The organism is Natronomonas sp. (genome assembly GCF_046710025.1).
Taxonomy (GTDB): Archaea; Halobacteriota; Halobacteria; order Halobacteriales; family Haloarculaceae; genus Natronomonas.
The window spans coordinates 1-12,815 of record NZ_JBKEGK010000058.1 but is presented as its reverse complement, the minus strand read 5'-3'; the positions used below and the strand labels follow the sequence as shown (position 1 = coordinate 12,815).

General features: G+C 63.6%; 13 protein-coding genes. 5 read left to right on the top strand and 8 right to left on the bottom strand.

From position 1 onward, the window contains the following. A partial coding sequence (locus ACI944_RS05950; protein ID WP_411718145.1) for a site-2 protease family protein occupies positions 1-1,019 on the top strand: 1,019 nt, incomplete at its 5' end. Between the two features lie 97 nt (positions 1,020-1,116). Here ACI944_RS05950 and ACI944_RS05945 read toward each other — a convergent pair. Further along, positions 1,117-1,374 (bottom strand): hypothetical protein, encoded by a 258-nt coding sequence (locus ACI944_RS05945; RefSeq protein WP_411718144.1) that lies wholly within the window; start codon positions 1,372-1,374, stop codon positions 1,117-1,119. Beyond that, positions 1,371-1,622: a hypothetical protein gene (locus ACI944_RS05940; protein ID WP_411718143.1), complete on the bottom strand. Its 252-nt coding sequence runs from the start codon at positions 1,620-1,622 to the stop codon at positions 1,371-1,373. The genes ACI944_RS05945 and ACI944_RS05940 overlap by 4 nt, the downstream gene beginning before the upstream one ends. Positions 1,623-2,150: 528 nt before the next feature. Between ACI944_RS05940 and ACI944_RS05935 the strand changes: the two genes are divergently transcribed. Further along, on the top strand, positions 2,151-4,403 hold the full coding sequence (locus ACI944_RS05935) for a PAS domain-containing protein (RefSeq protein ID WP_411718142.1): 2,253 nt from the start codon (positions 2,151-2,153) through the stop codon (positions 4,401-4,403). A gap of 165 nt (positions 4,404-4,568) precedes the next feature. Then, positions 4,569-6,425, top strand: coding sequence for a heme-binding protein (locus ACI944_RS05930; RefSeq protein ID WP_411718141.1), 1,857 nt, complete (start codon positions 4,569-4,571; stop codon positions 6,423-6,425). A gap of 50 nt (positions 6,426-6,475) precedes the next feature. Here the strand turns inward: ACI944_RS05930 and hisB are convergent, their stop codons facing one another. Continuing rightward, positions 6,476-7,063, bottom strand: a complete 588-nt coding sequence (gene hisB / locus ACI944_RS05925) for an imidazoleglycerol-phosphate dehydratase HisB (RefSeq protein ID WP_411718140.1) — start codon at positions 7,061-7,063, stop codon at positions 6,476-6,478. Between the two features lie 117 nt (positions 7,064-7,180). On the opposite strand from hisB, the gene ACI944_RS05920 reads away from it, so the two are divergent. After that, positions 7,181-7,672 carry a CinA family protein gene (locus ACI944_RS05920; protein WP_411718139.1) on the top strand — a complete coding sequence of 164 codons (492 nt, stop codon included), beginning with the start codon at positions 7,181-7,183 and terminating at the stop codon, positions 7,670-7,672. Between the two features lie 75 nt (positions 7,673-7,747). Further along, on the top strand, positions 7,748-8,239 hold the full coding sequence (locus ACI944_RS05915) for a metal-dependent hydrolase (protein WP_411718138.1): 492 nt from the start codon (positions 7,748-7,750) through the stop codon (positions 8,237-8,239). Here the strand turns inward: ACI944_RS05915 and ACI944_RS05910 are convergent. From ACI944_RS05910 to ACI944_RS05890, 5 genes are all read right to left on the bottom strand, one after another. Then, the gene (locus ACI944_RS05910; RefSeq protein WP_411718137.1) at positions 8,236-8,991 is read right to left on the bottom strand and encodes a PHP-associated domain-containing protein; all 756 of its coding nucleotides are present in this window, start codon (positions 8,989-8,991) and stop codon (positions 8,236-8,238) included. The two genes, ACI944_RS05915 and ACI944_RS05910, sit on opposite strands and share 4 nt — an antisense overlap. 190 nt (positions 8,992-9,181) lie before the next feature. Further along, positions 9,182-9,622, bottom strand: coding sequence for a transcription elongation factor Spt5 (locus ACI944_RS05905; RefSeq protein ID WP_411718136.1), 441 nt, complete (start codon positions 9,620-9,622; stop codon positions 9,182-9,184). Continuing rightward, positions 9,622-9,795 (bottom strand): protein translocase SEC61 complex subunit gamma, encoded by a 174-nt coding sequence (locus ACI944_RS05900; protein ID WP_411718135.1) that lies wholly within the window; start codon positions 9,793-9,795, stop codon positions 9,622-9,624. Before ACI944_RS05900 ends, ACI944_RS05905 begins: the two co-directional genes overlap by 1 nt. Positions 9,796-9,927: 132 nt before the next feature. Continuing rightward, complete coding sequence (ftsZ, locus tag ACI944_RS05895) at positions 9,928-11,064, bottom strand: cell division protein FtsZ (protein WP_411718134.1); 1,137 nt, start codon at positions 11,062-11,064, stop codon at positions 9,928-9,930. 134 nt (positions 11,065-11,198) lie between these two features. Further along, positions 11,199-12,527 carry a D-aminoacyl-tRNA deacylase gene (locus ACI944_RS05890; protein WP_411718133.1) on the bottom strand — a complete coding sequence of 443 codons (1,329 nt, stop codon included), beginning with the start codon at positions 12,525-12,527 and terminating at the stop codon, positions 11,199-11,201. Positions 12,528-12,815: the final 288 nt, after the last annotated feature.

Genomic DNA, 12,815 nt, shown 5'->3' with positions numbered 1-12,815 from the left:
GCAGGGAGGTCACCGTCGACCGTCGGAGCGCCGACCCCATCACGGTCGAGCGGAGCCTTATCGCCACCCGCGCTGTCGTCGACGGGCCGATCGGAACGGGCACCGAACTCACGCACGTCGACGGCGAAGCGGTGTACACCGAATCCGGGTTCGAGGCGGCGCTCTCGGGGACCGATGTCGCCGAGTTGCGCCTCGCAGGTGACGACGGCGACACCCCACAGACCGTCCGGTTCCCGGTCGGAACGTTCGTCAGCACAGTGTCGGCCGATCAACCCCTCAGGCAGACGGGCGCGCCCGACACGCCGCTCATCATCCACAGTATCGGCGGCGAGCGCACCCCCGACCCGGCGACGCTATCGGCCGTCCTCGCGGAAACTGACCCCGGCCAGACAGTTGAGGTCGTCACCTACCACGGGGACAGCGAAGACGGCGACCCGTGGAACGGCGAGCGAAACGTCTACACGGTTACGCTCGCCGAACACCCCGAGGCGGATCACGGCTTCCTCGGTGTCGGCGGCATTCAGGCGGGGACAAGCGGCGTCGTCGTCGACGACTTCGGCATCGACACGTACCCGGCCGACCGCTACCATGCTATGCTTGGCGGGACCGGCCTGGGTGAAAACCCCGTGACCTCGTTCGTGACCCGGACCTTCGGCGCGCTCGTGTTGCCCTTCCTGAACACCGTCGACCCGAACGTCGGCTACAACTTTGCGGGCTTTAACGGCGCTGTGACCAACTTCTATGCGGTGTCGGGCCCCCTCGGGGCCGGGACCGTCTTTACGCTCGTGAACATCCTGTTTTGGACCGGGTGGGTCAACATCAACCTCGGTATCTTCAATTGCATCCCGACGTACCCGCTCGACGGCGGCCACATTCTCAACGCCTGCGTCGAGGCGACTGCGGCGCGGCTACCGGGCGACGCCAGCGCGAGAAGCGTCGGCGCGGTGACGACGGTCATAAGTGCCACGATGATCCTGAGCCTGCTCGGGTTGCTCTTCGTCCCGTGGCTGTTGAGTTAGGCGGGTCCGCTTGGCGTCGTATGTGCTATCAGTGATAAACAGGCGGCACGGCCGCGCCGTGAACCGAGTGAGCCGACGCACCCGAAAAGCGGGGGTGTTACCGTTGCGACACGCGCCAGAGCGCACGCGGAGAGCCGGAATCGAGCGAGATTTCGAGTCCCGGGGCCGAGCCGGATAGCTCCCGGAGGTGCCGTTCGATCTCGGCGGGTGGGTGGCCGAGTTCGTCGGCGAGACGGTCGCCGTTGACGTAGAGATCACTGCCGATACGCTCGCGCTCGGCCCGGAGATACTCGGCGAGGCGTTTCGCGCCGTAAGAGCGGTAGGCCGACGCCGCGTTCGATCCAGCCACGGTCATTGACCGGGCGAGTGGCCGTGGCCGACCACAGCACAGACAATGTTCAACGCCAACACGCCGGCCAAAGCGATCGGGTACTGCCCGGCCGAACCGGCCGCGAGCGCGGCGACGGCGAACATCGGCAGAATCGTCGACGTCCAGAAGGCGGTCGCGCGGACGCCGCGGGCGGCCCGGTCGACCCAGGCGACGGCGGTGCTTCGGTCATCTGTCACGGAGGGCGTCTGACGGGACGGGGTTGCGCTCGACATTAGTGATCTCCTCGCCTGCATCTACGTGTTGCCACCCCTATATAAACAACAGAGCCTTTGCGTCGATTCGGGATCGTTCGCCCGTTTCGCGCCGTCTGGTGTCTCTCGCCGAGTTTCTTAACGACGTTTCGAATGAGCAGATAAAATTTTATACGGCGCTTAGAAGAATTATTTCAGCATACAAAACAAACAATATACTCGACGCGTACGTCCCGCATCGCGGCTGCAACAGCTTCTCTCAGCTGCGTCGGGGGTGTTGGGTGGCCGACGGGCGACCGGTGCGCGCCGAAGTGGCGACCTAGCCGCGCCCGGTTTGACCGCCTTAGGACGCTCCGCTCCGACGGGCAGTATCCAAGCTTCTCGTTCCCTACAGGCGGGACAGGCCGATGCCGCAAGATCGTGTGGAACCGTTCGACCCTGGGATGACCAGACGCGGAGCAGCTCAAGCTGCTCGTCCTCGGAACATTCCGTCGATCTGATCCCGAGATATAATTGTCGGGGTATCGTATGTGCTCTTAAGAAAATAGGATGCAAGAAGGTTCTAGCAAAAATACGGACACCGAGGGGTTTGACGCGGTCGGTGGCGAATCGGAGAGCGTCTATGAGGTTATATTCCATGAAATGGAGGATGCCGCCTTTTTACTCGATGTCGAAGCGGTCGACGACGACTACGCGTTCGTGTTTCGACGAAATAACGCCTCACATCAACAACGGAGTGGGTTTTCCGAGGACGAATTCCGCGGACAGACCCCACGGGAACTTCTCGGCGACGAACAGGGTGCCGCCGTCGCGGCGAACTACCGTCGCTGTGCCGAGCAAGAAGAGACCATCGAGTACGAGGAGAGCCTAGATTTCCCAGGAGGAATCAGTCACTGGCGGACGAAACTCACGCCGATCACCGAAAACGGGCGGGTCACCGGGATTATCGGGGTTGCTCGGGACGTTACCGAAGAGAAAAGACGGGAAAAAAAGCTCCAGCGCATGGACCGTCGGTTCAAGACTGTGATAGATACCATGTCCGCGGCGGTGTTCCTGAAGGACACCGATGGCAAATACCTCCTGATAAACCGGGCCTGTCGTGAACTATTCGGCGTAGACGAGGACGAAGACATCCTCGGTCGATCCGACGATGATCTCTTTCCCCCGGATGTCGCTGAGGCAGCCCGATCGGACGACCGACGTGTCATCGAAAACGGCGACACGATCGAAATAGAGGAAACAGTCCCAACGAGCGCGGGAAATTCGGTGCGACTCACGCGAAAATCGCCTGTCTACGACGATGACGGCGAGATCACGGCGCTCTGTGGTGTCTCGACCGACATCACCGATCAGAAACAACGCGAACAGGAACTCCAACGTCTCAAAGAGCGGTTCGAGCTCGCTGTTGAGGGCGCAAACCTCGGCGTCTGGGACTGGGACATAGAAACCGACGAGCTCACGTGGACCGAGTCGATGGAACGACTGTTCGGGATGGACCCCGGAACGTTCGAGGGGACCTACGAGGCGTTCGCCGAATACGTTCATACGGACGACCTACCGACGCTCGAAGAGGAGATTGCACAGGCGATTTCCACGGGCGAACCCCTCCGGACCGAGTACCGAATCCGGAGTGAAGACGGGAAACAGCTGTGGGTGGAAGGACGCGCTGAACTCGTCGAAGACGCCAACGGTTCCCGCCATATGGTCGGGGTTCTGACCGATATCACCGACCGAAAGGAGTACGAAGAAGCCCTCAAGGAAGCGCAGAAAGAACTCAGACAGATCGTCGACCTCGTGCCGGACCTTGTTTTCGTCAAAAACCGCGAGGGAAAGTACCTGCTGGCCAACGAGGCGACAGCGGAGGCGTACGGGTTAACTCCGGAGGGAGTCGAAGGCAAACTCGAGGCGGACATCATCCCCAGTGTCGATGATTCCGAGGAGTTCCGTGCGGACGACGTGGAGGTGATCGAATCGGGCGAGCCACAGAAGATCCCCGAAGAGGAACTGATGACCGCCGACGGGGAACGCCGTATCCTCGAAACGACGAAGATCCCGTACCAGACCTCCGGCAGCGGCGAGGACGCTGTGCTGGGGTACGCCCGCGATGTGACCGAACTGAAAAAGTATGAAAAACAACTCGAAGAACAGCGGGACAACCTCGAGGTCATCAACCAGGTCGTGCGACACGACATCCGTAACGAACTCCAGTTGGTGTTGGGGTACGCCGAGATACTTCGCGAGCACGCCGCGGAGGACGATGCCGAGTACATCGAACAGATCCTCAATGCGACCCGCGACGCCCTGGACATCACGACGACTGCCCGGGAGGTTACAAAGGTAATGCTCCGCTCGGAGGCCGATCGAACTCCGGTCGGCGTCCAGCACGTCCTCGAGACACAGATGGACGAGGTACGAGCCAACTACGAGCGGACCATCGTCTCCGTTGCAGGAGCGATCCCGGACGTCAGGGTGTTAGCCGATGATATGCTGGAATCGGTGTTCCGGAACCTGCTGAACAACGCGATCGTACACAACGATAAGGAACTCCGCGAGGTCACCGTTTCGGCGACTACCGACGACGAGTGGGTCCGGATTCGTGTCGCCGACAACGGTCCGGGTATCCCCGATGATCGCAAGGAGACGGTGTTCGGAAAGGAACAGAAAGGTCTCGACAGTTCCGGGACCGGCGTTGGGCTCTATCTCGTCGAGACGCTGGTAACCCAGTACGGTGGTGACGTCTGGATCGAAGACAACGACCCGGACGGAGCGATATTTGTCGTTGAACTACCGCTCGCTGAATAAGACGACTGCCCCGATGTGAGTTCACGCAACCCACTGTGTCCTGCCTCCCGGTTTTCCCGTACTAAGTCGGCTGGATATATATCTACGACACGCTATCTCGTCCGGCGGCACGGGAAACTGAGACGACGCAAAACCCACATTACCCGTGCGTCCGAATCGCGCTGTATGGACGGACAAAAACCACCGGGCACCGAGGAAGGATGGTACGCGCTGCACGACCTCCGCCGGATCGACTGGGACGGATGGCGGAACGCTACGGATCGCGATCGCGAACTGGCGCTTGAGGAGGGCGTCGAGTATCTCCGCTCGCACGTCGATCTCGAGGACGCTGAGGAGGGCGCGTCGGCGGTGTTCTCCGTCGTCGGCCACAAGGCCGATCTCATGATTTTGCACCTCCGGCCGACGCTGGCGGCGGTCAACCGGGCCGAGCGCCGCTTCGAATCGACGGCGTTCGCCGGCTTCACCGAACGAGCGAGTTCCTACGTCTCCGTGACCGAGGTTTCGGGGTACATGCACGAGGAGTTGGTCGAGGGGATCGAGGATATCGACGACGCGGGGATGCGAAACTACATGAAACAGCGCATCTACCCGGAGATGCCCGATGCCGAACACGTCTGTTTCTACCCGATGGACAAGCGCCGCGACCCCGAGTACAACTGGTACGACCTCCCCTTCGAGGAGCGCGCCGAGCACATGTCCGCCCACGGGGATATCGGCCGCCAGTACGCGGGCAAAGTAAACCAGATCATCACCGGCAGCGTCGGTTTCGACGACTACGAGTGGGGCGTGACGCTGTTCGCCGACGACCCAACGGAGATCAAACACCTTCTCTACGAGATGCGGTTCCACCCTTCATCCTCGAAGTTCGCGGAGTTCGGCCCCTTCTACATGGGTCGACGGTTCGCGCCGGAGGACCTCCCAGCGCTTCTGTCCGGCGAAGCGGTTCCGACGGACGGCTCGGACGCTGACGCCGATACTACCGGCACTGACGAGTCGGACGCCGGCGGGAGCGACGAAGGCGGCTCCGACGGTCGCCCCGATGTCGACGCCGCCCACGAGGTGATCGACCCCGAAGACTTCCGAGGTCGGCTCGGCCGGTTCGGCGTCGACCTCGACGACTACGCCGACGCCGGGTACGGCCTGCTGTTCTCGGCGGACGCCGACGCCGAGGAACTCGCCGACGACGTCGAGGGGCTTCGGGGGAACTTCGACCACTACGACACCCACGTCTCGACGGCGGTCCGGGCCGGTGACGGCGAAACGGCGGTCGTCTCGCTGTGGCGAAACGAGCGCGCGGCCGACACCGCCTCGGGCTTTTTGTCCGATCTCGACGGCGCCCGCTCCGGCGTGGGCGCACCGATCGAGTCCGACGCCGGCGGGAGCGACGGCTCCGAGACGGATGACGCTGACACGCACGGCACCGACACGGACGGCGACATCCGCGGGGAACTCGGCGATAACGACATCTACGCCGGCCAGCCACACGGCGAGGACGTCTACGCGATGGTGCTGTACTCCGAGGCTGACCCCGGGACGCTCCACGACGAACTCGACTCGCTGGCCGAGCGCTTCGACCACTACGACACCCACGTCAAATCAGCCGTCTACGCCGACGAACACGGCGGCGACCGGACCGCGGTGGTCTCTATCTGGGAGACGGAGGACGCCGCCGACACCGCCAGCGGCTTTCTCTCGGACCTGCCGGGCGTCGTCGCCCGCGCCGGCGCCGACGCGACTGACGGCTTCGGTACGATGGGGATGTTCTACACCGTCAAGCCCGACTACCGCGACGAGTTCGTCAGCACCTTCGGGGACGTCACCGGCATACTCGAGGACATGGACGGCCATCTCGAAACCGACCTCATGACCAATCTTGACGACGAGAACGACATGTTCATCGCCAGCCAGTGGGCGAGCCGCGAGGACGCGATGGTGTTCTTCCGGTCCGATGACTTCCGAGAGACAGTCGAGTGGGGCCGAGAAGTTCTGGCCGACCGCCCGCGACACGTCTTCTTGGCCTAATCGATCGCTCGCGGCACCCGAGTTTCGAAGACCGCTCGTAGCGTTGATTGTTATAACGTACCCTTCGTGCTCGGCGTATCGCCGCGGCGGTCGTCGATCCGGGTCGCGTCGTCCAGCGCCCGCGCCAACGACTTAAAAAGCGCCTCGATCTCGTGGTGGGCGTTTGCCCCGTCGACTTCGACGTGTAGCGTCAGCCCCGCGTTGAGCGCCAGCGACTCCGCGAAGTGTCTGGCCATGTCGCTCGTGAACGCCCCGACGGTCGGCTGGGAGAACTCGCCGTCGAAATAAAACCGGGGCCGCCCCGACACGTCGACTACGACGCTCGCGACGGCCTCGTCGAGAGGGACCCGCCGGTTGGCGTACCTGGCGATGCCGCGCTTGTCGCCCAGTGCCTCCTCGAGGGCGTGTCCGAGCGTAATCGCGACGTCCTCGACGGTGTGATGATCGTCGATATCCAGATCGCCGTCACAACGGACGGTGAGGTCGAAGAGACCGTGTTTCGCGAACGCCCCGAGCATGTGATCGAAGAAGCCCACGCCAGTCTCGACCGTGCTGTCGCCGTCCCCGTCAAGGTCGAGCGTCACCTCGATCTCCGTTTCGGCCGTCTCGCGCGTGCGGGCCGCCATGCGGGTCGTCATATCCCTTCCTTCTCGCGCCGGCATATCAGTTATTGGTATCGGTTCGACGCGGACCGGCGGTGGGTCACCCCCTTGCCGCGAGGTCGGTTTCAAGTCCCCGGAGCGCTTCGATCCGGTATGGCAATCGAACGAACCGTCGGCGAGTCGCTTCGCGGACGCGACGCGATGGTCGCCGCCGCTGAGTCCTGCACCGGTGGACTCATCGGTTCGCTGCTCACCGATGTTCCGGGATCGAGCGACTACTTCGATCGGTCCGTCGTCACCTACAGCTACGACGCCAAACTGGATCTGGGCGTCCCCCGCGAACTGCTCGACGCGGAGGGGGCGGTCAGCGAACCGGTCGCGAGAGCGATGGCCCGCTCGGTCCGGGACGCCGCCGGCGTGACGTGGGGAGTCGCGACGACCGGGATCGCCGGGCCGGAGGGCGGCAGCGATAAAAAGCCCGTCGGGACCGTCTACATCGGTGTCGCGCATGCTGGCGAATGGGGCAGCGGCGAGTCGTGGTGTCAGGTCGAGCGGTACGTCTTCGACGGGACCCGAACCGAAATCAAACGCCAGATCGCACAGCGGGCGCTCGAGGATCTCCGTGAGGCCGTTGAGGCGATGTAACCTTTTAGATACTTCCCGACCACCCGCGAAGCCGTCGAGCGAACACCCTTTTATGACGGCGGCTGTCGGGACGGTATGAACAAGGAGGGCCACGTTCTCAACGCCGCGCTCTTGGGGATCGGGCTGGGATTCGTTTTCGAGCCGTCCGGGACCGTCGAAACCCTTCGAACCGTCGTCGCCGTGACGATCCCGGTGACGCTCGGGGCGCTGTTCCCCGATGTCGACACAGCCTTCGGCAAACACCGCAAGACGCTGCACAATCTCCCGATCCTCGGGCTCTTCGCCGCGTTTCCGTTCCTCTTCGGGAACCTCGGCTACGTCTGGATCGGGGTTCTCACCCACTACGTTCTCGATTACCTCGGCAGCCGACGGGGGATCGCGCTGTTCTACCCGCTGTCGAGCCAGGAGTACGGGTTTCCCTCGGGCGTGACGACGTCAAGCCGGTTCGCAAACGCCGTCACACTCGTCGTCACCGCGGTCGAACTCGTCGTCGCGGCCGGCATCGTCCACGTCCTTCCGGCGTACGTCGACTTGGGGTGGGCGTCGCGGCTTCCGATCCCCGTTTAGTAGACGCTCACGTCCGCGAAGCGCCCGCCGTAGGCGATGTGGTCGGGGTGGGTCGGCTCCGTCCCGGATAAAAAGAGCCGATCGATCTTGCCCCAACTGTTCTCATAGCAAAGGTGCGTGAACTCGGCACCACACCGCAGGCGATGTTCGAGGCCGTCGCGGCGGCGCACCGACCGCGATGCGCCCTCCCGAAGCGCGTCGACGACCGCCGTCGCCGCCCCGAGAGAGCGGTCGAACTCCGTCCAGACCTCGCCGACTGTGCCCCGGAGGTGAGCGTACGAGGAGCCGAACGACGGCAGCTCGAACTCGGCGGCGAGCTCCACGGAGCGCTCGGTGTGCGTTTTGAGGTACTTCGGGTTGTACACTTCGAGGGCGTGGATCCGGTCGCGGTGGGCTCGGATATCGTGCGACTCGAGGCTAACGGTCGCGAACTCCGGGTGGGGCGCGAGTACCGCCGCGCCCTGGCGTTCGAACTCCGCCAGCGCCCCCTCGAGCGTGATAAAATCCGGAACCGGTTCCGAGAGCCCGACCGCGAGGACGTGCTTTCGGTTCCGCCAGTCGCCGGTGAACACCTCCCGTCCGGGGATGATGATGAGGTCCTCGTCGGAGAACCGCTCCGCGCGTGCACGGGCATCCGCGAGTCGGGTGAAGTGCGGCGCGTAGACGATGCCGTCGAGGCCGCGGGCTTTCGCGCGCTCGACAACCCGCTTGTCGAGGATCTTCACGTGTGCGTCGAGGCGAAACCGACCCATGAATTGGGTACCGGCGGCCGGGGCGTTATCCGTTCCGATTTCTCACGGAGTGGACGGCAATGTTGGCACTACTGTACTGGCGATCGACGCGCGCAGCCGCGACTGAATATATAAAAATGGATCCGGGGTAGAGACTACCAGCCCTCGCTATCGACGCACGGCGCGACGCGCCGTGGCTCCGGTACGAGAGCTATCGCTCTTCGCTATCGAGCACGCGAATCTGGTCGCCCCGAACCGTCACGGGAATCGGGACTGTCGCCTCGTACAACTCGACGGTGACCTGATCCTTGCCCTCGTCGATGCGTTGGACCTGCGCCTTTTCGCCCTTGAACGGCCCGGCGATCAACTCGACGATGTCGCCCTCGGCGATCCCCTCGACGTCGGGTTTCGGGCTGAGGAAGTGCTCGATCTCGCTGAACGGCGATGGCCGTTCCGAGACCAGACTTCGGGCGTGGGGGATGTCCTCGAGTGCGCGGCTGATCGCCGACGTGTCGTCGGCTTCGACCATCACGTAGCTGGTGAGTGAATCCGGCGCAAGCGCCGCGTGGATTCCCGGCTCCTCGCGGGTTATCAGCATGTCGGCGACGGTTCGTTCTTGACTTGCGGTAGTCTTGACCGCGTAGATCGACATCACGGACCACCCGGAATGAACGTCATGATCGCGAAGATGGCGAACCCGATGAAGCCGACGAGCAGGATCCCGAGCCCCGCGATGCTCGACACCTTCGAGAACTCGTCCCACGACGGCGTGCTTGCTAGCTTCAACACGCGAACGTACGACGTGAGATCCGTTGGGGTGTTCATGTTCACCCGTTTCGTCTCCGGGGTTTTTTACTTGTTGATCCGCGCGGCCGGCGCTCGGACAATACAGGTTCCCTACGCCGGAGCAAACGAGAGCGCGCCGACGGGACTACTCGAACTGCTCGGGCGCGAGCGTCACTCGACGAAATCGATGTCGTCCCCGGCCGCCACCGCCCGCTCCTCCTCGGCCTCGCTCTTGCCGTAGATCTGTGGGCTGTCGACGCCCGTGACGACGATCATCGTCTCCATCTTGCCGTCGAACTCGGGGTCGACTGAGGCGCCCCAGATAATACGGGCGTCGGGATCGATACGGTCGTAGATTTCCTCGACGACGCCCTCCGCTTCCTCGATGGACATATCGGGACCGCCGACAACGTTGACGAGCGCGCTTTGTGCGCCGTCGAACTCGACGTCGAGAAGCGGCGATCGGAGCGCCGACCGGATCGAATCCTGCGCCTTGTTCTCCGAGTCGGACTCGCCGAGGCCGATCATCGCGACGCCGCCGTTCTCCATGATGGTCTTCACGTCGGCGAAATCGACGTTGACCAGCCCGGGTTTCGTGATGAGTTCGGTCATCCCTTTCACGGAACGCATGAGGACGCGGTCGCAGATCTTGAACGCGTCCTGCAGCGGCATATTGGGGGCGTAATCGAGCAGCCGGTCGTTAGGGATGACGATGACGGTGTCGGCGACGGCTCTGAGCCGCTCTAGCCCAGCGTCGGCGTTCGCCCGCCGGCGTTCGCCCTCTGCGGTGAACGGGATCGTTACGATGGCAATGGTGAGCGACCCCTGATCTTGGGCGGCCTGTGCGACGACCGGGGCCGACCCGGTTCCGGTCCCGCCGCCGAGCCCCGCGGTGATGAACACCATATCGGAATCGTCGATAGAGTTGTTGATGTCCTCCAGATTCTCCTGGGCGGCCTCCTCGCCGATCTTCGGAACCGACCCCGCGCCGCGACCCCCGGTCCGCTGGCGGCCGATAAGGATCTTCTCGTCGGCGTCGACCTCCGTTGCGAGGTGCTGGGCGTCGGTGTTCGCCGCGACTAACTTCGCGCCGTGGATCCCCGCCTCGGCCATCCGGGTGACGGTGTTGCCGCCCGCTCCTCCACAGCCGACGACCGTGATCTTCGTCTCAAGATCCTCGACGACGCTCGCGAGTTCCTCGTCGGTCATCGTTCCCGATCCCTTAACCTCGGACGCCGTGTCCGACCCGGACGCATCGGCCCCGTTTTCTTCGGCCTCGTCGATTGCGTCCTCGATAATCGAATCCATTACTCGCCGATGTAGCGTACGCGCATAAAGTATCTTTCCCCGGCGTCTGACACACGTCAGATGCCTCGGCCGGATTCGAGCTATCATCGGGCCCCCACGAAGTATAAATCGAATATCGCGATACGAAATCGCGCTCAGAACGGGAACGTTAGCTCGCGCGCGCTCCGAACGTCGGCCGGGTCGATCCGCTCGCCGTCGACCTCGACTGGTTCGCCGGCAGAGAGCCGCCCGAACGCAGGCCCAGGATCGACGCCGAGCGATTCGGCGCGGTCGGGATCGAACGCCTCCCGGGACGCGAGCACCGACGACGACCGGACTTCGACGGTATCGTACTTGGCTTCCAAGACAGCGGCGAGTTCGCCGACCACGGTCCGATACGCCTCGTCGTCCCGCAGGGCGACCCGCCCCGACGCCAGCGTGGCGCCCTCTGTCGTCGCGTACCCGACTGTCGTCCGATCGAGTGCCTTGAGCACGGCGTTTTGATCGATCCCGTTGGCCGCCTCAAGCAACTCAGTGGGGAGTTTCTTGATCACGAACCCGTCCTCGTCGGCGTCCTCGGCCCCAACGCCGAACCGAAGCCCCTCGTCGACAGGCAGTAGTTCGGCTTCGAGTTGTCCGACGAGGTCGAGCGGAACGCCCGTCGTCTCTCGAAGAAACGTCTCCGAGAGCGTCTCGAAACCCAACTCGTCGACGACTGATTCGAGTTCGGGCGACGACCCATCGACGACGGCGAACTCCGTCCCGCTCGCTTGGAACGCCTTCGCGAGGACAGCGCGCGATTCGTGCGGGTCGCCCATCGCGTCAAGCGCCCAGTCGGCGGCAACGTGGCCGACGCCCCAGTCGGTGTCCGTTAGGATCCGGTCGAACCGTGGGGCGTAGTGGCCGCCGCCGAAGCCGACGACCGCCCGCTCGCGGTGGGCGGGCACGTCCCGCAGTTCGAGAATCGCGCGAGCGACAGCCTCGGCGGCGTCGGGGTCGCGCCACTGGCGTTTGTCGCTGCCGACCTCAACGAACAGCGACGGACAGCCGACCACGCTCGGACCGTGATGGGTACACTCAACGCCGACGTCGTATCCCGTCGGAGCGTGGGTTTCGAGGGTTTCCCGGACGACCGACAGCGCGTTCGGCGCGGCGCGGGCGAGCGATCCTTGGCGGCCGCCGTACTCCGCTGGCCCGAAGTTCCCTGTGGCGTGTGCGGTGAGTAGCGGCCCCGTGTCGCCGGCGTGCTTGGAGGCGAACACCAGCAGCTCCGGTTCCCCGAACGCCGCCGCCACGCCGTCAAGATGGAGGTGTAGATCCTCAAAAGTACGCAACTCGACGCCCTCGGTTCGGTAGTACTGCCCCCCGCCGTTCGCCTCCGATCGGCGTTCGTCCTCGCATTCGTCCCATTCGGCGATCTCTAGGAGGTGTTCGCCGATGCGTTCGGAGGCCTCGTCCGCGCGTGAAACGACGACTGCGAGCATACAGACTGTCTGTGGCCGACGGACAAAGGGCGTGTGATCGGCGTCGTGGCGGGCTGCACCGGAAAACTGAGACTAGCGCGACGCGTCGCACACCCCAATCGATCTTGTTGAGAAGTGCGACGAGCTATTCGATGAAACGTGGACCGGCTCGATAACAAGAAGATTCCCACAGGTTCGGAGGATGTCGAAAATACAAGCGAGATAGAGGTGAAGACGGGTGTTTCGTGGCTGAGGTGAGTGTTGGTTCGACAGGCTCAATGCATGGAGTGGGTGGAGTACACGGTATTG

What these genes read in the sequence shown, in the direction of transcription:
- ACI944_RS05910 (WP_411718137.1), bottom strand. Translation starts at nt 8,991, where the DNA reads ATGGGTCGGTTTCGCCTCGACGCACACGTGAAGATCCTCGACAAGCGG.
- ACI944_RS05930 (WP_411718141.1), top strand. Translation starts at nt 4,569, where the DNA reads ATGGACGGACAAAAACCACCGGGCACCGAGGAAGGATGGTACGCGCTG.
- ACI944_RS05940 (WP_411718143.1), bottom strand. Translation starts at nt 1,622, where the DNA reads ATGTCGAGCGCAACCCCGTCCCGTCAGACGCCCTCCGTGACAGATGAC.
- hisB (WP_411718140.1), bottom strand. Translation starts at nt 7,063, where the DNA reads ATGACGACCCGCATGGCGGCCCGCACGCGCGAGACGGCCGAAACGGAG.
- ACI944_RS05920 (WP_411718139.1), top strand. Translation starts at nt 7,181, where the DNA reads ATGGCAATCGAACGAACCGTCGGCGAGTCGCTTCGCGGACGCGACGCG.
- ACI944_RS05890 (WP_411718133.1), bottom strand. Translation starts at nt 12,527, where the DNA reads ATGCTCGCAGTCGTCGTTTCACGCGCGGACGAGGCCTCCGAACGCATC.
- ACI944_RS05945 (WP_411718144.1), bottom strand. Translation starts at nt 1,374, where the DNA reads ATGACCGTGGCTGGATCGAACGCGGCGTCGGCCTACCGCTCTTACGGC.
- ACI944_RS05900 (WP_411718135.1), bottom strand. Translation starts at nt 9,795, where the DNA reads ATGAACACCCCAACGGATCTCACGTCGTACGTTCGCGTGTTGAAGCTA.
- ftsZ (WP_411718134.1), bottom strand. Translation starts at nt 11,064, where the DNA reads ATGGATTCGATTATCGAGGACGCAATCGACGAGGCCGAAGAAAACGGG.
- ACI944_RS05915 (WP_411718138.1), top strand. Translation starts at nt 7,748, where the DNA reads ATGAACAAGGAGGGCCACGTTCTCAACGCCGCGCTCTTGGGGATCGGG.
- ACI944_RS05935 (WP_411718142.1), top strand. Translation starts at nt 2,151, where the DNA reads ATGCAAGAAGGTTCTAGCAAAAATACGGACACCGAGGGGTTTGACGCG.
- ACI944_RS05905 (WP_411718136.1), bottom strand. Translation starts at nt 9,622, where the DNA reads ATGTCGATCTACGCGGTCAAGACTACCGCAAGTCAAGAACGAACCGTC.